This window comes from Nonomuraea sp. NPDC003707 (assembly GCF_053587055.1).
The window spans coordinates 681,294-700,860 of the sequence record NZ_JBSFNK010000003.1 but is presented as its reverse complement, the minus strand read 5'-3'; the positions used below and the strand labels follow the sequence as shown (position 1 = coordinate 700,860).

Here is a 19,567-nt window from a genome sequence, read left to right as displayed (position 1 = left end):
CAGATCGGCCGCCAGATCGCCGCCCTCGACACCATCGTCGAAGTACACGACCTCCACATCTGGGAGGTCACCTCCGGATACGCCGCCCTCTCGGCCCACGTGCTGGTCACCCCGGGGGCCGACTGCCACGCTGCACGTCTTGCAGTTGAGAACCTGCTGCATGAGCAGCACGGCATCGAGCACACTACCTTGCAGGTCGACCACGCCTCGCCCGACAGTCACGCCTTCGACGACGACGGCGCCCTACGTCGACTCGTACAGCACTGCGCCGACCCGCACGGCCCCACCCATCACTCCCTCCGACCTGATGAGACGGCCGGTGGTGACAGTGACACGGCCGAGCCCGCGGCGCCGGCTTCCTCCTGTCATGACCCGAAGGTCCGGACATGAACTCCGTACTCGTGGGACACGCCACCGTGTCCCACGACCGCCCCGCGCAGTGTCACCTGCTCGAGCATGACGTCATTGACATTTGTCGTAATGCCGACAAACTATTCATGTGAACGGTTCTTCAGATGATGGCGTGTTGGCAATAGACGGTTGCACGGTCAAGGTGGTCGATGGTGAACGGGTGGCCGCCGTATACCAGCGGATGCCGGCCGCCGAGGACCTCACTGACACCGCGGACATCTTCGGGCTGCTGTCGGATCCGAACCGGTTGAGGCTGCTGGTGGCCCTGCTGGACGGCGAGTTGTGCGTGTGCGATCTGGCCGCGGTGACCGGCCAGAGCGAGTCGGCCGTCTCCCATGCGTTGCGACTGCTGCGCGCGCACCGCATCGTCGCCGCCCGTCGTTCCGGCCGGATGGCCTACTACCGACTGGAAGACCCGCACGTACGGATGCTGCTCGACCTGGCTCTCGCCCACACCGAGCACACCGACGCCATCCACCCCGAACGCGACGGGAACGCGTGATCGGCACCGGAGCGACAACCACCCCGTGCTGGATCGAACCCACGAGCTGCCGCACCAGCCGGCACCTTCACAAGGAGACGGGGCGGGATCGTCCGTCTGACGGCCCCGCCCTCGTCCCCGGGCGGACGGAGCGGAGCCGCTACCCCGCGTAGGTCTCGAACTCGGCGACCTTCGGCGTGCCCGCCGAGCTGGTGATCCTGAAAGTGATCTTGCTGAGCGAGGTCGGCGTGAAGGTGATGGCGCCCGCGCCGCTGCCGGACTTCAGGACCGCTCCGGTGCCGGCGTTGATGAGCTGCCAGGCTCCGATGCCGCCCTCGGAGCCGGACGCCTCACGGATGACGACCCTGGAGACCGTGGTGGCGGAGCCCCACTTGATCGAGATGTCACCGGTCGAGCCGGCCGGTGACCAGAAGGTGCTCATGTTGCCGTCCCGCACGTTGCCGTAGCTGGTCCCGTCGGCCTTGCTGGAGCCGTCGGAGCCGGCTCCAAGGCTGAGGTTGGTCCCGCCGGGCGGAGGGGTGGGTGACGGCGTGGGGCTGACGGTCGGCGTCGGTGTGGCCGTCGGTGTCTGCGGCGTGCAGCTGCCGTTCGACTCCTGCAGACCCTTGTTGGCGCCGGCCGTCTGGAGGACGAGGCCCGGCACGCAGCTCGCCCCGTCGAGGCTGTAGGAGTAGGGGATGCTGACGGTGGTGTTGGATTGCGGGTTGGGTCCGGCGGGGTTGTTCTCGCTGCCCGGGGCGGACCAGGTCACGTTGTCGAAGATGTTGCCGCCGACCTGCCAGTAGCCGGCCTCGCTGGTGTAGAAGGTGCCCAGGACGTCCTTGGAGTTCTTGAAGTAGTTGTTCTCCACTTTGGCGCGGGCTCCGGCCCGGGAGTTGATACCCGACTCGTGGAGGCTCACGTAGGAGTTGTTGTAGATGTGGGCGATGCCGCCACGCAGCAGGGGCGTGCGGGAGTCGATGTTCTCGTACAGGTTGTGGTGGAAGGTGATGTAGCCGTTCGAGCGGTCGCTCTCGCTGGATCCGATGAGCCCGCCGCGGCCGGAGTTGCGCAGGATGCTGTAGGACAGGGTCACGTACTGGGTGTCGTTCTTCATGTCGAAGAGGCCGTCGAAGCCTTCTGCCTCCCCGCCCGAGGCCTCCAGGGTGACGTGGTCGACCCAGACGTTGCGGACGCTGCTCTCCATGCCGATGGCGTCACCGCCGTTGGACGTGGGCGAGCCCGACTTCTTGACGTTGCGGACGGTCACGTTGCGGATGATGATGTTGCGGGCTTCGCGGATGTGGATGCCCAGCTGGTCGAAGACGGCCCCGCTGCCGACCCCGATGATCGTGACGTTGCTGATCTGCTTGAGTTCGATCACGTCGGCGGCGGTGTTGCAGCTTCCGCCAGAGACCTTGGTGGTGTTGCCGTGGTTGATGGTCCCTGAGACCTCGATGATGATCGGGGTGCTGCTGCTGGCCCGGTTGCACAGGGCCGCGTGAATCGCGGTCCCCGTGGTGGCCCTCACCGTCTGCCCGCCCGCGCCACCGGTGGTTCCGCCGTTGACGCTCGCGTAGCCGCTGGCGCCGCCGGCCGCCGCTGATGCCTGCAGCATTGGCAAGGCCACACCGGCCGCGGCCGCGATGGCCACTGCGGCCAGCACCACCTGGAGTCGCAACGCGACTGCTCGTCTCATCCTCGGTTCACCTTCTCCTTCGAACAACGGGTGCGATCTTCTCTGCGCGGTCGCCGCCGCGGCATCGGGCTTGTTGCAGGGTCAGGTCGGCCGCCGGGGTCCGGTTCCGGCCTCCGACGAGAGGGCAGAGGCCGGCAGCCGCTCACATGAACGAACACCTCCGCGTTGGGGATGACCCACACCGTAGGAAAGCGCTTTCCGAGTGTCAATGCGGCGTGAAACTTTCAAGTCGCCACCCGGTGGCGCCTCACGAAGCTCTCGGCCGGTCGGTCAGGACCTCGTCGACGGTGCCGGGCAGGCCACGCTCCGCCTTACAGATCCTCAACGGATCCTCAACCAGTCGCGGCCTACCTTCATCAGCGCAAGGCCCGATCGACAGCGGAAAGGAGCAGCGTCATGGCTTCGGCCACCAGAAGGCTCATCGCCTCCATCGGCATCACCGGCGCTTGATCCCCATATTCGCGCCCGGACCTCCGCACACGCAGCGGACCGAACAAGATCAGGAGCGGTCCCGCGCCGGCAGACCGAGAGTTCCAGGCGGTCCCTCGTCCCTCTTTTACGCAGCGGAAGGTGTTACGCGATGGAAGGTCGCCGGCCGCAGGTCACGATCACAACGATGGCCGCCGTGGTGGGCGAGCGGCGGTGGCGGGCCCGGCTGTTGTGGCTGTCCATGGTGCTCGCGCCGGTCGTGGTATCGGTGGCCGCCAACCAAGTGCTCAACGACGGCGTGTGGAGCGGCTCCTGGCTCGCCGGCACCATCGTGGCGGCGGTGGTGGCCGGGCTGATCGTCGAACGGGCCGGGCGCGTGCTCGCCCCCACCTCCGGGACCGTCGCCGAGACCATGCGGGAGCTCGCCCAGCTGGTCCACGAGCGGTGGAGCGACGAGGTGGTGACGCGTTCCCTCGGCGATCCGCCGATCCCGGTCTCCTGGCACATGACCCGCCGAACCAAGCTCATGGATCACCCGCATCTGATCGCCGACCGTGAGCCGGCGCTGTCGGGCCGATCGGACGACATCGCCCCGCTCGCCGTCGCCTTCCGTGCGCTGCGCCGTCGCCGCCTGGTCATCACCGGAGGCCGGGGCACAGGCAAGACCACCCTGGCCATCCAATTGATGCTGGAACTGATCCGCACGCGTGCTGACAACGACCCGGTCCCGGTGCTCCTGCCCGTCGCCGACTGGGACATCGAGGCCCACCCTCGGTTTCAGGACTGGGTGGCCGAGCGCGTGCGCACCGACTACGCCGCCTTGCGCACGCCGGGTAATCAGCAGGACGGCGCCGACATTCTGGCGGCCCGTGGCTCAATTCTGGCCATTCTCGACGGCCTCGACGAACTGCCCGAGCCCGCCCGCGCCAAGGTGATCGAGAAATTGTCCGACACGCTCATGGAACGCGATCAGGTGATCATCACGTCGCGTACCACCGAGTACGGCAACGCGGTCACCGCCGCACGGCGCCCGCTCAAGGCCGCCGCCGTCATCGCGCCCAAGGCGCTGCCCCCCGACATCGTGGCGAACTACCTGAGCGCCGCGTTGCCCGCGCTTTCCTCGTCCTCGGCGTGGACCAAAGTCTTACGCGCCCTCAGGGAGGGCGCCGCGCCGGCTCTGGCCGACGTCACCTCCACCGCCCTGGGCCTATGGCTGGTCCGGGCCGTCTACATCGACCAGCCGGACGCCGATCCGGCTCCGTTGGCGACCGAGTACGCCGACGACACGCGGGCCTTGCGCGCTCACCTGCTCGACAATGTCCTTGGTGCGCTGCTGAACGCACGCACCACGATCCGGCCTACGACATGGGATCCGGCCGGCATCACCGAATGGACAAAGCGGCTGGCACGCCTGCAGGCCGAATCCGGCGGTCATGACCTGGCCTGGTGGCGGCTGACCGACCAGGCACTGCCCGCCTCACGAACGGGGCGCGCACTCGCCCGTACCTGGATCGGCGGGTTGAGCGGTCTGGTGTTCGCACTCCCGGCCGCGTTGACCGCCATGCTGACCTATGGGCCGGTCTTCGGCTCGGCCTTCGGCATCTTCTTCGGCCTGTCCGCGGTGCAGGCCGCCCGCACCCCCGACTTCGCTCCGCTGCGCGTACGGCAACGGCTGCAGGACTTCACCAGCGTTCTGTTGTCCGACGTGCGAATGATCTTCCTCATCATGCCGGTCGGCCTCGGCCTGCCGGCGGTGGGCTACAACGCGTGGGTGCACGGCTGGAAGATGGGCCTGGCCACCCTGTTCTCAGCGCTTGGCATCGGCTGGGTGACGGTGCGGGTGTCGCGGCAGCAGGACAAGAAGCCAGCCCAGCCAGACGAGAATCGACTCCCGCCGTTCACCGCCGCCGTCACCCCGCAATCCACCTGGCGGGTCAACCGAAGCCTCGTGGGCCTGCAATTGATGAACGCACTTCTCCTGGGGGCGATCGTCGGCTTCGCAGTCGATTTCATGAACGAGGCGTCCATCGTGCCGCCTCACCCGTCCGCGGCCGTGGACATGGGGATGGGCATCATCTGCGGCATAGCATTCGGTCTGGTGACCAAACGCCAGCACATGTGGCTGATGTCCACTATCGCCCTGCTACACCTTGGGCCATCGGGCCGGCTGCCGTTCCGCTTGATGCGCTTCCTGCACGATCTGCATCACCTGGGCGTCCTGCGGACCGTGGGGCCCTTCTACCAGTTCCGCCACGCCGAACTGCAAGATCACCTAGCTGCCTCCAGCTTCACGCCGAGACGTATGCGCGGCGTCGCCCCCTGATACGCTGTCAGGCATGATCCAGAAGTTCATCCGGCTTCGTAACAGCTGAAGCGGTCTGCCCGCCGGTCGTTCAGCGGCCGGCGCCAGTTGAGGCGATCCCGCAGACAGGTGCCGTGGCACAAGCGGCGCACCACCCGGGTTTCGCCCGCAGCCGACCGCCGGCTTCGTTTCAGGGCTTGTCCTGCCGTGTTCTCGCCCGGCAGCCGCACGCCGCCTTCGGCAACGCAGGCATGTTCGCCGTGCCTTCCATCGAAACGGACTGTTCTTCATGAGATCAAACTCCAACCGCTCGTCGTCGCCTACGTTCGTGCTGGTCCACGGCTCCGGCGCCAGTTCTTTCATGTGGGCTCCCGTCCAGCGCGAGCTGGCGTTGCTCGGTCACCGCAGCTTCGCCGTCGATCTGCCGGGACATGGCCTCGACGCGCAGTACCCGCTCGCCTACCAGGCCCCCCAGGACCTCGACACGTGGGCGGTCGAACCGTCCACGCTGGCCGGGGTCACCCTGCAGCACAACGTCGACGCAGTCGTCGACGTGGTCCGACGCGTGGCGGAGCACGGGCCCGTGGTGCTGGTGGCGGCCAGCCTCGGCGGCGTGACCATCACCGGCGTGGGCAACGCGATCCCCGGGCTGGTGAACCGGCTCGTCTACATCTCCGCCTGGTCGTGCGTGCAGCGCTCCAACCCGATCGAGTACATGCAGGAGCCCGAGTTCGCCGACAACCTGATGGGCCCGCTGGCCGCGTTCAACGTCGGCGACCCCGCTCAGCTCGGTGTCGGCCGGGCCAATTACCGCACCGCGGACGTGGAGCTGCTCGACGCGCTCAAGGCCGCGACCATGGCGGACGTCAGCGACGAGCGGTTCCGGGCCTTCCTCAACATCCTGCAGCCGGACGAATCGATCGCGGTGATGACGGCTGACGCCCGCGTCCAGGCCGGCACCTGGGGCACGATCGCCCGCACCTACATCCGCCTCACCGGCGACCGATCCCTCCCGATCGCCATGCAGGACCGGCTGATCGCCGAAGCGGACGCCCTGACGCCCGGCAACCCGTACGACGTGCACACGCTGGACACGTCACACGTGGGGTTCCTGTTCAGGGCCGATGAGGTGGCCGCCATTCTGGACAAGGCCGCAATCCAGCAAGGCCGGAAGGGCTCTGAAGGTGCCTGTGGCGGCTGAGCTGCCCGAGCGGGCTCAATCACGCAGCAGGGCGCACAGCTCGTCTGTCGCGTCATCGAGCGAACCGGCGCCGTCGACCACCAGGTCGGCGTACTCCGGCGGCTCGTAGGCCTGGCCGAGGCCGGTCAGGTTCGGCAGCGTGCCGGCCTTCGCCTGGGCGTACAGGCCCTTCGGGTCCCGGCGCGCGCACACCTCGGCCGGGGTGTCCACCCAGACCTCGGCGAAGTCGCCCGGCTGGAACAGGCTCTTGGCCACCGCCCGGTCCGTACGGAACGGTGAGACCAGCGCGACGATCACGATCAGCCCGGCGTCCAGCAGGATGCGGGTCAGCTCGGCGACCCGGCGCACGTTCTCCGCGCGATCCTCCGGGGTGAACCCGAGGTCCTTGTTCAGCCCGCTTCGGACGTTGTCGCCGTCGAGCACGTACGTGTGCAGTCCCATGGCGTGGAGCCGCCGCTCCAGCGCGTTGGCGATCGTCGACTTGCCGGCGCCCGGCAGGCCGGTCAGCCACAGCACCTTGGCCCGCTGCCCCTTCAGCCGCTGCCTGGCGTCGCGGTCGACGGTGTAGGCGTGTGGAACGACGTTGCGGCCGCGCCGCAGCGCGTGCCGGACCATGCCGGCCGCCACGGTCTCCTTGCTGACCCGGTCCACGAGCAGGAAGCTGCCCGTGTCCCGGCACGTCCGGTAGCCGTCCAGGCAGATCGGGGTGTCGGTGGTCAGCTCGACCGTGCCGATGTCGTTGAGGCCGAGCGTACGCGCGGCGAACTGCTTGCCGGACACCACGTCCATCCGGCCGCGCACGGTCGTGACCACGGCGGGCACGGTTCGCGACCCGGCCAGCAGCAGGTAGGAGCGGCCGTGCCGCACCGGCTCCTCGGCGGTCCAGACCATCGTGGCGGAGTACGCCGAGGCCGGGGAGAGCCCGTCGCCGAGGGCGGCCGGTGTGGTCAGCAGGTCACCGCGACAGACGTCGACGTCGCCGGCCAGCGTCACCGTCACCGGAGTGCCGGGGGCGGCCCGGTCGAGGTCGCCGCCGCCGGGGCCGAGCACCCGGTCGATCCTCGACTCCATGTCGCTGCCGGCGACCGCGACGGTGTCGCCCGGTCGGACCGGGCCGCCGACCACCGTGCCCGCGAAACCGCGGAAGTCGTCCGCCCGGATCACGTACTGGACGGGCAGCCGGTAGCCGTCGGCGCCGTCCGGTCGCGGCCGGTCGGGCGGCTCCCAGGCGGACAGCGCGCCGAGCAGCGTCGGCCCGGCGTACCAGGGGAGGTTCGGCGACGGGTCGACGACGTTGTCCCCATCGAGTGCGCTGGCCGGGATCACGCTCGCCGCCATGTCGAGGCCGTTCGCCGCCGACAGCACCTCGCTCGCGAGCTGGTCGAACACCGCCCGGTCGTAGCCCACCGCGTCGAGCTTGTTGACCACCGCGATGACGGCCCGCACGTCCATCAGCGCGCAGATCGCCAGGTGCCGATGGGTCTGCTCGCGGACCCCTTTGGTGGCGTCGACGAGTAACACGGCGACGTCCGCGGTGGAGGCCGCGACCGCCATGTTGCGGGTGTACTGCTCGTGTCCCGGCGCGTCGGCGATGATCACCCGGCGCCCGGACGGCAGGTCCAGGAAGAGGTGGGCGACGTCGATGGTGATGCCCTGCTCGTGCTCCGCCTCCAACCCGTCGGTCAGCAGCGAATAGTCGACCGCTCCGGCCGGAATCGTGGAACCGCCGCGCCTGGTCCGCCGCGCGTAGTCGAGCCGGTCCTCGGTGGCGCTGCCGGTGTTGGCGAGCAGCCGGCCGATGAGGGTGGACTTGCCGTCGTCGACCGAGCCACAGGCGACCACTCGAAGCACTGAAATCATCAGAAGTACCCCTCCGACTTCTTGCTCTCTATGGATGTGCCGCCCTCGCCGTCGATGAGCCGGCCGGCGCGTTCGGACCTCCGGTCGAGCCGCATCTCGTCGATGACCTCGTCGAGGTTCTCGGCCTTCGACTCGACGGCCGCGGTCAGCGGGTAGCAGCCGAGGGTGCGGAAGCGTACCTGGCGCAGCAGCGGCCGCTCGCCGGGCGACAGCGGGAAGCGCTCGTCGTCCACCATGATCAGCGAGCCGTTCCGCTCGACGACCGGGCGTGGTGCGCTGAAGTACAGCGGCACCACGGGGATGCCCTCCCGCCTGATGTAGCGCCAGACGTCCAGCTCCGTCCAGTTCGACAGCGGGAACACCCGCATCGACTGGCCGTCGGCCAGCTCGGTGTTCGCCCACCACCAGAACTCCGGACGCTGCGAGCGCGGCTCCCAGCGATGGCCGGGCTCGCGCAGCGAGAAGATCCTTTCCTTCGCCCGCGACCGCTCCTCGTCGCGCCGCGCGCCGCCGATCGCCGCGTCGAACCCGCTGTCGTCGAGCGCCTGGCGCAGCGCGACGGTCTTCATGATCCGCGTGTACTCGTGCGCGCCGTGGGTGAACGGCGTGACCCGCTCCGGGTTGGTGTGCACCCGCAGGTCGAGCTCCAGCCGCCTGGCCGCGTCATCCCGGAAGGCGATCATCTCGCGGAACTTCCAGCGGGTGTCGATGTGCAGCACGGGAAACGGCATCCGGCCGGGCGCGAACGCCTTGGTCGCCAGGTGCAGCAGCACCGAGGAGTCCTTGCCGATCGAATACAGCAACACCGGCCGGCGAAAGGCCCCGGCGACCTCGCGCAGCACGTGGATCGCCTCGGCTTCGAGCATGTCCAGGACGTCTTCTTCGGCCACGTATCGGCCCTCCGTCGTCGCTAACCGTTCTTCGGTGGTCCGGCCGCCGGTCGCGGTGTCGAGCGACCTCAAGGGCGGCCGGCGGATCGGTCTCCTGATCCCCGCGGCCATGCTCTTCTATAGTAACCTATAAAAGCGTTATATCGGTTATTCGAGCCAGATCGGCGGTGCGGCGATGAGTACCCTGACGGTCAAAGAGCTGTCCGAGAAGACCTGGGACGACTTCGAGGCGGTTCTCGGGACGAACGGAGCCGCCCGCGGGTGCTGGTGCATGCACTGGCGGCTGTCCATCGCGGAGTGGACGGAAGGAAAGGGCGAGGGAAACAAGCAGGCCATGAGACGTCTCGCCCGGCGCGAGCCGGTGCCCGGCGTCGTCGTCTACGAGAACGACACGCCGGTGGCATGGTGCTCACTCGGGCCGCGTTCGTCGTTCCCGAGACTTGAGCGTTCGCCGCTGCTCGCGAACATCGACGACGAGGCGGTCTGCGCGATCACGTGCGTCTTCGTGCAGAGAAAGCATCGCGGCTCCGGGCTGCTGCCGAACATTCTCGAAGCCGTCTGCGAGTACGCGGCCTCCGCGGGTTACCCGACCGCCGAGGGCTATCCGATCGAACCTCGCGACGGCAAACGCGCGGGCGCGGACACGGCGATGACCGGAATAGCCAGCGCCTTCCTCAGCGCCGGATTCTCCGAGGTGGCCCGCCCGCGTTGCGATCGGCCGATCATGCGGCGCAAGCTCCGCGCCGCCGGATGAGGCGAGAAGCGATCAGTGGTGCGTTCGGCCCTGCCGGTGGCGGCGCGCCTTCTCGCGATTGCCGCAGATGTTCATGCTGCACCAGCGGCGGCGTCCACCCCGCGAGGAATCCAGGAACAGCCAACCGCATCTCCCGCAGGCCCTGATCCGGTCGCGCGGAAGGGTGAACAGTGCCTGGACCACCAGCAAGGACAAGGCCGCGGGGATCGCTCCCGGCGCCGTCCAGTCCACGGTGAAGCGGTCGAGCGCGGCATCGATCTGCTGGACCTGCTCGGCCCGCACGCCCGTACCGGCCCGTTCGAGAAGCGCGCCGAAAGGTTCGGCCGGCACCGCCTCGCCGTGCGCGACCGCGCTGAACACGGCCCACGCCTGTTCGCGAACGGTCTGAACCTCCGGCACGAGGCCGCTCGCGGACGCCTCCGTCAAGGACGGCACCTCCTCGAACAGCCCGGCGGACGCGCACCACGTCAAGACGTCCGAGGGTGCTTTCAGCAGCTCGCCGTCCTCGGCCGGGTGTGTGCGATCGAAGACGGTGTTCGTGAGGTCCAGGACCGGGTGGCCGCCGATGAAGTGGGCGTCCTGCCAGGGTGACCGGGCCTTGGAAGCAATAGTAACCATTATAAGTAGTATATATGGTTTTTGCCCGCAGGCCAGGGCGCACCGGGAGTCCGATCTAAGTGACCTCTCCCTTGAAGCGTCTCCGGAGAAGGACGGTCGTGATGACCGCCGCGACCGCGAACCCGACCGAGCACCAGAGAGACCAGCGCCAGCCCGCGAGGACGGCATCGGGCCCACCGGTGACCCTGGCGAAGTGGGCCGCCACCGATGTCACGACTCCGACGCCCACGGCCAGCCCCAGCTGCTGGGAGACGTTGATCAGAGCGCCGGCCGTGGCCCGCCGCCCCTCGTCGGCGCCGTTCGTGCCGGCGATGCTGGTCGTGATCAGCGCGAGGATGTGGCCGAAGGCGTTCACGGAGGTGCCGATCAGGACGAGAGCGAGTCCGTAACCTTCCGGCAGGCCCACCATGATCAGGATGCCGAACGTCTCGATGACGATTCCGGAAAGGAGAACGCGGTAAAGCCCGAAGCGCTCGACCAGCCTGCCCGCGTAGATTCCGGTGACGATCGCGATCGCGCCCGAGACCGCGAACGTCAAGCCGGTCGTGAGCGCGCCCAGACCGAGATGCGTCTGAAGGTAGAGGGTGAGAATGAACAGCATTCCGCCGTAGGAGCAGATCAGCAGGACATTGACCAGGTTGGCCGCGCCGATGGCGGAGGTGCGGAAGATGGAGATCGGCACGAGGGCGCCGTCCTTCCGCGACTCCACCCAGACGAACAGGGCCACGGCAGGCACCGCGATCCCGGCGGAGAGCAGGATCGGAGCCGACAGCCAGCCGTACTTCTCCCCGTCGGTGAGAGCGAACACCAGCGCGACCATGCCCGTGGTCGCCAAGGCGACCCCGATGAGATCGAGATGGCGGGATGCGTGCGTATCCCGGCTCTCATCGAGATAGGCCCTCGCGAGCAGACCGGCGACCAGGACGATGGGCACGTTGATCAGGAAGACGGACCGCCAACCGGCGTACTCGGTGAGAACGCCCCCGAGCACCATGCCGGAAACGAACCCCGCCGACAGCGCCGACCCGTAGATGCCGAGAGCGCGTTCGCGTTGCGCTCCTTCCGGGACGGCCGCCTGGAGCAGCCCCAGACCCGCCGGAGCGATGAACGCGGCGGCGACCCCCTGCAAGGCGCGGCCCGCGATGAGAGCCGCCGGCGACCAGGCGAGGCCCGCAAGGAGCGAAGCGAGAACGAAGCCGGCCATGCTCCAGATGAACACCCGCTTTCTCCCGAACAGATCGGCGATCCTTCCCCCGAGGAGGAGGAAGCCGCAGAAAGCGAGGGGATAGGCGGAAAGAACCCAGGCGAGGCCGCCTCCGGTGAATTCCATGCCCTCGCGAATGCTCGGGGCGGCGACGTTGATGATCGAATAGTCGAGGGCGACCAGGAACTGGGTGCCGCAGATGACGGTGAGCTGCCAGAACTGCCGGGACTGGAATCTGCTCTCCACCCTTCCAGTCGCGTGCGACGATGCTTCGCTCATTTCACATCCCTTTCGCGGGAGTCGGGTCGAGGAACATCCGGTGAAGGTGCGTCACCGCGTCGAGTACGTCGTGCTCGGCGCAGGTGATGGCGATCCGCCGGGCATGGACGCTCATGTCCCGCACCGCGACGCCATGGGCTTTGAGCGTGTCGAGAAGGAGCCCCACCTGGGGATGGCGGGTACGGAACCCGCGGCCCACCAACGACACCTTCCCCACAGGCCCGGACCAGCGGCACCCGGTGAAGGCGTCGCGCAGGTCGGCGAGCACCCCGTCGACCTGGTCCCGGTCGGCGGCGTTCACGACGAACCGCAGCGAACACGGGGTGTCGGCGAAGCCGAGCAGGTCCACGTGCAGCAGCGGATCGGCCAGCGCGGCCGCGATCGCGGTCAGGGCGGTGGGCTCGACTCCGTCGAGCCGGCAGCGGAGCTGACCGGTGCGGTGGGCGACGCCGACGGCGGTGAACCGCTCGCCGTCGAGCGGTGCGGCCGAGCGCAGGCCGGTCACCCAGGTGCCGGCCGTCTCGGTCGTGCTGGATCGGACGTGAACGGGGACGCGATGGGTGCTGGCGTACTGCACGCTGGAATGCGCGAGCACCGTGGCGCCGCCGGCGGCCAGCTCGGCCATGTCCTCGTAGGAGAGATGTTCCAGTTTGCGGGCGTCGGCGATGAGTCGCGGATCGGCGGTGAACACGCCCTCGACGTCGGTGAATATCTCGCACGCCTCGGCCCGCAGCGCCGCGGCCAGGGCCACGGCGGTGGTGTCGGAGCCGCCTCGGCTCAGCGTGGTGAGCTCGCCGCTGTCCGCGGCGATGCCCTGGAAACCGGTCACCACAGGGACGTGGCCGGTCGCGACGCATTCGCGGATCCGCACCGGGTCGACGCTGACGATGCGTGCGCAGCCGTGCACTCCGTCGGTGATGATGCCGCCGTCGCGGGCGCTGAACGAGCGGGCGGGCACGCCCAGTTCGTGCAGCGCCAGGGCGAGCGCGGCCGCGGAGGCCTGCTCACCGGTGCTGAGCAGGAGGTCCAGCTCCCGGGCGTGTGGCGTGGCCGTGAGGTTACGCGCCAGGTCGAGCATGGTGTCGGTGGCGCTGCCCATCGCGGAGACCACGGCGACCACGGACCCGTCCGCGGCGGCTATGCGCTTCGCCGCGTGACTGATCTTGCTCACGTCACCCAGTGATGTTCCGCCGTACTTCTGTATCACCAGGTCCATCGGTCTACTCCTGCGCCACGTCGTCTTCCGCAGGCTTCCCGGCCGCCGCCATCACGTCCCCCGGCCTTCGCGGCGCAGCCGGGACGGCGTGCCGAGCCGCACCGATTCGGCCGCCGCTCGCCTGTAGTACAACTGCGCGTCGTTGTCGGACCGCATGCCCGCGGCACCGTGGATCTGCATGGTCCGCGTCGTGACGGTGCGGGCCAGATCCGAGGCCGCCGCGAGGTTGGCCGCCGCGTGCGCGGCCGCGTCGCGGTCGTGCACCAGCAGGCGCGTCGCGTCGATGTGCATCGACAGCTCGCTGAGCCGGAACGCCAGCCCCTGGAACTTGCCGATGGGCCGGCCGAACTGGCGGCGCGTCTTGGCGTGGTCGACGGCGTGATCGAGCGCCGCCTGGGCAAGGCCCACCAGGTACGCCGCCTGGCGCACCCGCGCGCCGGCCAGCGCCGCCTCCCACTCGGCGGCGGAGCCGGCCCAGGCGGCCACGGGCGTGCCCGCGAACTCGACCTCGTACGCCTCGCCGCGGCTCGTCTCCTCGTACCGCCGCATCGTGATGGACGGATGGCCCGCACGTACGAGCGCCAGGCGCAGCCCGGCGACGTCGTTGACGCCGCCCACGACGAAGTGGTCCACTTCCGCCGCGAACCCGACGAAGGCCCGCCGCGCGGAGATCGCCCCGTCCTGATCGGACCACGGCTCGGCCGCGACCGCCAGCGCCACCGGCGCCTGGCCGAGGTCGTCGTCCCGCAGCAGCTCCCGAGCGGTGAGGGTGTCGAGCAGCGGCCCCTGATACAGCACCGAGCCGAGCAGTTCGGCCAGCCGTACGGTGTCGGAGGCGCGGAGCGCGCCGAGCCCGACCAGCCCCTCCCACACCATCGCGCGGATCTCGCGACTGTCGTCGCCTCCGCCCTCAGCGCGCGGCCGATCGGCCATCCGCCGCACCAGCGGCGCCAGATCCTCGTCGAAGAAGTCGGCGATCGCCGTGGTCTCCACCGCGGTCATGACGGCAACCCCAATTTCGATGTGGCGACAAAGAACAGCATGATCTCCGAAGAACCCTGGGCGAGCGTGAGCCCGGGAGCCTCCCGGAGCGCGGCGTCGAAGACGCCCTCGGCGATCGCGTCGGGATCGCGTGCGTCCAGCAGCGCCCGCGGCCCGAGCAGCTCGACCGCCGCCACCGACACTTCCTTGGCCGTCTCCGACGTGTACCACTTGGCGGTCGCCGAGTGCACCTCGTCGGGCCGCCCGTCGTGCAGGTTGGCCACGCACCGCCAGGCCAGCAGCCGCGCCGCGCGCACCCGCGTCTCCAGCTGCACCAGCCGCTGCTCGCACCCGGGCGGCGCGTGCTCGCGCAGCGCGGCCAGCGTGCGCTCCGCCTTGGCGGAGTGGTCCAGCCCGGTGCGCTCCAGCGGAAGCACCTTGCCCAGCACCTGCCACCCGTCGTCGACCTCGCCGAGCACGTCCTCGCGCCCGACCCGGATCCCGTCGAGCGTGACCAGGTCGAACCGCTCCTCGGACAGGTTCCACACCGGCTCGATGACCACGCCCATGCTCTGCAGCGGGACCAGGAACAGCGTGATCCCGAAGAAGTTCACCGGGCCGGTCGACGTGCGGGCCGCGCACAGCGCGAAATCACTGTGCTGCGCCTTCATGTTGTAGATCTTCCGGCCGTACAGGCGCCAGCCGTCGCCGTCCGGCTCGGCGCGCGTGGCCAGCGACGCCAGGTCGGATCCGACCTCCGGCTCGCTGAACAGCACGTTGGCCGTGATCTCGCCGCGCGCGAGGCCCGGCAGGAGCCGTTCCTTCTGCTCCTGCGTGCCGAACAGGTGGATGGCCATCCCGACGATGTCGATGCCCAGGGAGTGCACGTTGTCGGGCACGCCGTGGCGGATCATCTCCTCGGTGAGGATCGCCTTCTCGACGATCGTGGCGTCCGCTCCGCCGTAACGCTCGGGCCAGTTGACCGCGAGCCAGCCGAGCTTGCCCAGCCGCTGGTGCACGTCGAGCAGCCCGCTCTCCTGTCCGTACGGCATCCGCCGGGACTGTGCGATCTCGGCGCGTACCGCGTCCTCGCACAGCAGCTTGCAGACCTCTTCCCGGAAGCCGTCCTGCTCCGGCGTGAAGGCCGGCATCATCGGACACTCACCTCGCTCAGTCTGTCGCGCATGGCTTCCGCCAGCGCTTCGATGTGTGGGGATTGCAGCATGGTGTAGTGGTCGCCCCGCACCACCTGGATCTCATCGGCGTAGGCCCGCCATCGTTCGAGCCGTCCTGGCTCCGAGTCCTCGGCGGACAGCAGCACCACCCGGCTGTCCACCCGCGACGGACGGAACGCCAGGAGCGCGCGCACGTTCGCGGCGAACACCGGGAACCGCTCGGCCAGCTCGGCCTCGCCCGGCTCGGCGCCCATCGCCGCGACGTCGGCGGCGAACCACGCGCTCAGCTCGTCGTCGCCGGGACGGGACGGCGCGCCGTCCGGGATGGCGGTGTCGAGCACGAACGTCAGCGCGACATCGCTGTCCTGGCGCGCCATTTCGAGCGCCACCGCCCCGCCGACCGACCAGCCGCCCACGTGCAGCGGCCCGTCGGGCTGGACCTCGCGGACCGCGGCCAGATAGGTGGCCGCGAGGCCGGGCAGCCGCCGTTCCCCGATCGTGCCGCCGTTCAGGCCCGGATCCTCCAGCGCGTGGACGGGCCGGTCGTCGCCCAGCAGCGCGGCCAGCGCGGCGTAGGGCGCCACCGATCCGCCCGCCGCGTGCACGAGGAACAGCGGTGGCTTCGCGCCCGCGGGGCTGAGCGGCACCAGCGGGGACATCGTCCGCCCCTCCTGCGGGGCGGAAGCGAGGGCTTCCTCCCGTTTGTGCCGCAACCGTCGTTGCAGCAGCGCGCGTCGTTTCTCCTCCACCGTGGAGGGAGGCGGACCGGCCATCAGCCCGACTCCTTCAGCAGCCGATCGAGCTCGTCCTCGGGCAGGTCGGCGACCTGGGCCTCCAGCCGCGCCACCTCGTCCTCGCCCAGCAGCGCGCGCTGCGCATCGTCGATCTGGGCGGCGAACTGGCTGAGCAGCGGGTAGCTGAACAGCCGCCGCGGGTCGAGCGTCACCTGGAAGGTGTCGCGCACCCGCGAGATCATCTGCGTCACCTGCAGGGAGTTGCCGCCGAGGACGAAGAAGTTGTCCTGCGCTCCGATGCGGCCGGCGTCGAGGCTCAGCAGGCCCTGCCAGATCTCGGCCAGCCGGCGCTGCGTCTCGGTGGTCAGCTCGACCTGTCCCGCCTCGCCGTCGGGGCGAGGATCGGGCAACCGCGCGTGGTCCACCTTTCCGGTCGAGGTCAGCGGGAGCTGTTCCAGCTGTACGTAGTCGGTGGGCACCATGTGCAGGGGCAGCCGCCCGGCCAGGTGTTCGCGCAGCGCGTCCGGCTCGAACCCGCCGACCACGTACGCGGCCAGCCAGGCCGACGTCGTGCCCGCGTCGCGCACCGTCACGACGCACTGCTGCACGCCGTCGAAGCTCTCGATGGCGTGCTCGATCTCGCCGAGCTCCACGCGCAGCCCGCGCAGCTTCACCTGGCGGTCGACCCGGCCCAGGAACTCCAGATCGCCGTCGGCGTTCCAGCGCACCAGGTCGCCGGTGGCGTACATGCGCTCGCCCGGGGTGACGGCGAACGGGTCGGGCAGGAACTTCTCGGCGGTCTGGTCGGGCCGGCCGAGGTAGCCGATGGCCAGACCGGCGCCCGCCATGAACAGCTCCCCGGGAACGCCGACCGGCACGGGCCGCAGCCCCTTGTCCAGGACGTAGGCCCGCTGATTGGCCATCGCCCGGCCGATCGGCGGCGGCCCGTCCAGCGGCTCCGGCGGGCACAGGTAGTCCACGCACGTCACCGTGACCTCCGTCGGCCCGTATCCGTTGTGGAACTCGCGCCCCGGCTTGCGCCACCGGTTGACCAGATCGGGGCCGAACGGCTCCATGCCGATGAAGCACACCCGCAGATCGTCCAGAGCGGACGGATCGAGCAGCCCCAGCACGGCGGGCGGGATGTCCACCATCGTCACCCGCTCGCGGGCCAGCAGCCGCTGCAACGCTTCGGGGTCGAGCAGCTCGGAGCGCGGCGCGCCGACGATGGTCCCGCCCGCGGTCAGCGTCGAGAACACGTCCGACACGCTCACGTCGAAGGCGGGGTTGGAGAACTGCAGGATCCGGTCGTCCGGCGTCACCGAGAACATCCGCCGGAAGGTGGTGCAGAAGTTCACCACCGCCCGGTGGGGGACCATGACCCCCTTGGGGGTGCCGGTCGAGCCCGAGGTGTAGATGACGTACGCCGTGTCCTCCCGCGCCACGTGCACCAAGGCGTCGAGACCGGGTCGGCCGTCGAGCGCGTCCGTGTCCAGCAGGATCCGCCCCACGTCCGCGGGCACGCGGTCGGCGAGATCCGACGTCGTCACCACCGCCGCCACGTCGGCGTCGCCGAGCTGGTAGGCCAGCCGCTCCGGCGGATACTGCGGGTCGAGCGGCAGCCACGCCCCGCCGGCCTTGAGCACGCCGAGTTCGGCGGCCGGCAGATCGAAGCCGCGATCGAGCAGCACCCCGACCACGCGCCCGGGCGTCACCTTGAACTCCTCGACGAGCGCGTGCGCCAGCCGGCTGGACCGCTCGTCCAGCTGCGCGTAGGTCAGGTCCTCGTCCGCGAAACGCATCGCGACCGCGTCGGGCGTCTCGGTCACACGCGCCGCGAACAGCTCGTGCAGCAGGCGCTCGTCGTGCTCCCCGGGCGGGGGATTCCATTCGGTGAGTACGCGCAGATATTCGCTGCCGGGCATGATGTCCAGCGCGTCCACCCGGGCGTCCGGCTTGGACAGCGCGTCGGCCATGACCGTGGCGAAGTGTTCCACCAGCCGCTCGACCCGCTCGTGGTCGAACAGCTCGGAGGAGTACTCGATCCACACGCCCAGCCCGCCGTCCGGCAGGTCGTTGATCTGGAACGTGAGGTCGAACCGGGTCGTGCCCGGTTGCGGGGTCAGCATCTCGATCTCCACGCCGGGCAGGCGCCAGCGCGCGATCATCGGCTCGGGCAGCAGCGTGAACAGGTGCGCGACCAGCGGGTTCCGTCCTGGCAGCCGCTCCGGTTTGAGCTCCTCCACCATGCGGCCGAACGGCACGTCCTGGCGGGCCATCGCCTCCAGGATGGTGTCGTTGGTGGCCTGCGCCAGGTCACGGAACACGGGATTGCCCTCGAGGTCGCCGCGGACCGCCACCGTGTTGGCGAAGAACCCCATCATGGGTTCGGTCTCCGAGCGCGTCCGGCCGGACAGGACCGACCCGAGCGCGATGTCGTGCTGGCCGGTGTAGCGGTTCAGCACGATCTGGTACCCGGCCATCGTCAGGGCGAGCAGGGAGAGGTTCTCGGCCCGCGCCAGATCGCGGATCCCCCGTGCGAGGTCCTCTGGCAGGCGGGTCTCGTAGATTCGGCCGGCCCCGGTGGGCGCCGACGGGCGCTGCCGGTCGGCGCGCAGCTCCAGCGGCTCCATCCCGTCCAGTGCGGAGCGCCAGTGTTCGACCTGCTTGGCCGGTTCCTCGCTGAGCAGCCAGAGCCGCTGCCACGCCGCGAAGTCGGCGGGCTGAAGGGCCAGCGGGGGGAACTCCGCGCCGCTCGGATCGGTGTAGCGGGCCGTCAGCTCCTCGGCGAACTGGCGCGATGACCATCCGTCGATGACGATGTGATGCCAGACGATGGACAGCACGTGGTCCTCAGGGCCCAGGCGCAGCAGGGCGAACCGGTACGGCGGGCTGTTGCGCAGGTCGAACTCCTCGCGCACCTGCCCGTCGATCCAGTCCTGGACGGACTCCTCGGTCCCGTCGGTCACCGGCAGGTCCCACGTCTCGGGCGGCGGATCGACGGTCTGGAAGGGCACGCCGTGCTCGTCGCCGAACCGGGTGCGCAGGCTCTCGTGCCGCGCGACTATCCCGCGCAGCGCCTCGGAGAGGGCGGCCACGTCGAGCGGCCCGCGCACGCGCATCGCGAACGGCACGTTGTAGACCGGTGCGCCCGCGACCATCTGGTGCAGGAACCACAGGAACCGCTGCTGCTCGGCGATGGCCATCTTGCCCGTACGCGGGACGGCGACGATCCGCTCCCGCTCGGCCTTCTCCGCCACGCGCTGGCGGACCTTCATCTCCAGCAACGCGCGCCTGATGTCGGCGACGTTGCGTTCCTTCGGGGCAGACATG

The 19,567-nt window shown here is 69.6% G+C and carries 15 protein-coding genes; 5 read left to right on the top strand and 10 right to left on the bottom strand.

Annotated elements, in window-relative coordinates:
- Positions 1 to 390 (top strand): cation transporter dimerization domain-containing protein (locus ACWDRB_RS10790; RefSeq protein WP_449892852.1); only part of this gene is annotated, 390 nt, incomplete at its 5' end.
- 181 nt (positions 391 to 571) lie between these two features.
- Positions 572 to 913, top strand: coding sequence for an ArsR/SmtB family transcription factor (locus tag ACWDRB_RS10785; protein ID WP_449892851.1), 342 nt, complete (start codon positions 572 to 574; stop codon positions 911 to 913).
- 139 nt (positions 914 to 1,052) lie between these two features.
- Here ACWDRB_RS10785 and ACWDRB_RS10780 read toward each other — a convergent pair whose 3' ends face one another.
- A complete protein-coding gene (locus ACWDRB_RS10780) occupies positions 1,053 to 2,591 on the bottom strand; it encodes a pectate lyase family protein (RefSeq protein ID WP_449892850.1) in 1,539 nt (512 codons plus the stop codon).
- A gap of 580 nt (positions 2,592 to 3,171) precedes the next feature.
- Between ACWDRB_RS10780 and ACWDRB_RS10775 the strand changes: the two genes are divergently transcribed.
- Both ACWDRB_RS10775 and ACWDRB_RS10770 read left to right on the top strand, forming a co-directional pair.
- Positions 3,172 to 5,343, top strand: coding sequence for an NACHT domain-containing protein (locus tag ACWDRB_RS10775; protein ID WP_449892849.1), 2,172 nt, complete (start codon positions 3,172 to 3,174; stop codon positions 5,341 to 5,343).
- A 268-nt stretch (positions 5,344 to 5,611) separates the two neighbouring features.
- Positions 5,612 to 6,523, top strand: coding sequence for an alpha/beta hydrolase (locus tag ACWDRB_RS10770; RefSeq protein WP_449892848.1), 912 nt, complete (start codon positions 5,612 to 5,614; stop codon positions 6,521 to 6,523).
- 15 nt (positions 6,524 to 6,538) lie between these two features.
- On the opposite strand, the gene cysC is transcribed toward ACWDRB_RS10770, so the two are convergent.
- Both cysC and cysD read right to left on the bottom strand, forming a co-directional pair.
- Positions 6,539 to 8,383, bottom strand: a complete 1,845-nt coding sequence (gene cysC, locus ACWDRB_RS10765; protein WP_449892847.1) for an adenylyl-sulfate kinase — start codon at positions 8,381 to 8,383, stop codon at positions 6,539 to 6,541.
- A complete protein-coding gene (gene cysD / locus ACWDRB_RS10760) occupies positions 8,383 to 9,273 on the bottom strand; it encodes a sulfate adenylyltransferase subunit CysD (protein WP_449892845.1) in 891 nt (296 codons plus the stop codon). The genes cysC and cysD overlap by 1 nt, the downstream gene beginning before the upstream one ends.
- A gap of 175 nt (positions 9,274 to 9,448) precedes the next feature.
- On the opposite strand from cysD, the gene ACWDRB_RS10755 reads away from it, so the two are divergent.
- Positions 9,449 to 10,027: a GNAT family N-acetyltransferase gene (locus ACWDRB_RS10755; RefSeq protein WP_449892844.1), complete on the top strand. Its 579-nt coding sequence runs from the start codon at positions 9,449 to 9,451 to the stop codon at positions 10,025 to 10,027.
- Between the two features lie 12 nt (positions 10,028 to 10,039).
- Here the strand turns inward: ACWDRB_RS10755 and ACWDRB_RS10750 are convergent, their stop codons facing one another.
- The 7 genes from ACWDRB_RS10750 to ACWDRB_RS10720 are packed head-to-tail and all read right to left on the bottom strand — an operon-like array spanning position 10,040 to position 19,566.
- The gene (locus ACWDRB_RS10750; protein ID WP_449892843.1) at positions 10,040 to 10,645 is read right to left on the bottom strand and encodes a CGNR zinc finger domain-containing protein; all 606 of its coding nucleotides are present in this window, start codon (positions 10,643 to 10,645) and stop codon (positions 10,040 to 10,042) included.
- Positions 10,646 to 10,700: 55 nt separating this feature from the next.
- Entirely contained in the window at positions 10,701 to 12,128 is a 1,428-nt protein-coding gene (locus ACWDRB_RS10745) for an MFS transporter (protein ID WP_449892842.1), read from the bottom strand.
- Position 12,129: 1 nt separating this feature from the next.
- Positions 12,130 to 13,344 (bottom strand): aspartate kinase, encoded by a 1,215-nt coding sequence (locus ACWDRB_RS10740; protein WP_449892841.1) that lies wholly within the window; start codon positions 13,342 to 13,344, stop codon positions 12,130 to 12,132.
- 51 nt (positions 13,345 to 13,395) lie between these two features.
- A complete protein-coding gene (locus ACWDRB_RS10735; RefSeq protein ID WP_449892840.1) occupies positions 13,396 to 14,346 on the bottom strand; it encodes an acyl-CoA dehydrogenase family protein in 951 nt (316 codons plus the stop codon).
- On the bottom strand, positions 14,343 to 15,479 hold the full coding sequence (locus ACWDRB_RS10730; protein WP_449892839.1) for an acyl-CoA dehydrogenase family protein: 1,137 nt from the start codon (positions 15,477 to 15,479) through the stop codon (positions 14,343 to 14,345). The genes ACWDRB_RS10735 and ACWDRB_RS10730 overlap by 4 nt, the downstream gene beginning before the upstream one ends.
- Positions 15,476 to 16,273 (bottom strand): thioesterase domain-containing protein, encoded by a 798-nt coding sequence (locus ACWDRB_RS10725; protein WP_449892838.1) that lies wholly within the window; start codon positions 16,271 to 16,273, stop codon positions 15,476 to 15,478. The genes ACWDRB_RS10730 and ACWDRB_RS10725 overlap by 4 nt, the downstream gene beginning before the upstream one ends.
- Complete coding sequence (locus tag ACWDRB_RS10720) at positions 16,273 to 19,566, bottom strand: non-ribosomal peptide synthetase (protein WP_449892836.1); 3,294 nt, start codon at positions 19,564 to 19,566, stop codon at positions 16,273 to 16,275. The genes ACWDRB_RS10725 and ACWDRB_RS10720 overlap by 1 nt, the downstream gene beginning before the upstream one ends.
- Position 19,567: the final 1 nt, after the last annotated feature.

Bases quoted from the DNA above. Each gene is read 5' to 3' on its own strand.
- ACWDRB_RS10780 (WP_449892850.1), bottom strand. From the start codon at position 2,591: ATGAGACGAGCAGTCGCGTTGCGACTCCAGGTGGTGCTGGCCGCAGTG.
- ACWDRB_RS10775 (WP_449892849.1), top strand. From the start codon at position 3,172: ATGGAAGGTCGCCGGCCGCAGGTCACGATCACAACGATGGCCGCCGTG.
- ACWDRB_RS10770 (WP_449892848.1), top strand. From the start codon at position 5,612: ATGAGATCAAACTCCAACCGCTCGTCGTCGCCTACGTTCGTGCTGGTC.
- cysC (WP_449892847.1), bottom strand. From the start codon at position 8,383: ATGATTTCAGTGCTTCGAGTGGTCGCCTGTGGCTCGGTCGACGACGGC.
- ACWDRB_RS10755 (WP_449892844.1), top strand. From the start codon at position 9,449: ATGAGTACCCTGACGGTCAAAGAGCTGTCCGAGAAGACCTGGGACGAC.
- ACWDRB_RS10750 (WP_449892843.1), bottom strand. From the start codon at position 10,645: ATGGTTACTATTGCTTCCAAGGCCCGGTCACCCTGGCAGGACGCCCAC.
- ACWDRB_RS10745 (WP_449892842.1), bottom strand. From the start codon at position 12,128: ATGAGCGAAGCATCGTCGCACGCGACTGGAAGGGTGGAGAGCAGATTC.
- ACWDRB_RS10740 (WP_449892841.1), bottom strand. From the start codon at position 13,344: ATGGACCTGGTGATACAGAAGTACGGCGGAACATCACTGGGTGACGTG.
- ACWDRB_RS10735 (WP_449892840.1), bottom strand. From the start codon at position 14,346: ATGACCGCGGTGGAGACCACGGCGATCGCCGACTTCTTCGACGAGGAT.
- ACWDRB_RS10730 (WP_449892839.1), bottom strand. From the start codon at position 15,479: ATGATGCCGGCCTTCACGCCGGAGCAGGACGGCTTCCGGGAAGAGGTC.
- ACWDRB_RS10725 (WP_449892838.1), bottom strand. From the start codon at position 16,273: ATGGCCGGTCCGCCTCCCTCCACGGTGGAGGAGAAACGACGCGCGCTG.
- ACWDRB_RS10720 (WP_449892836.1), bottom strand. From the start codon at position 19,566: ATGTCTGCCCCGAAGGAACGCAACGTCGCCGACATCAGGCGCGCGTTG.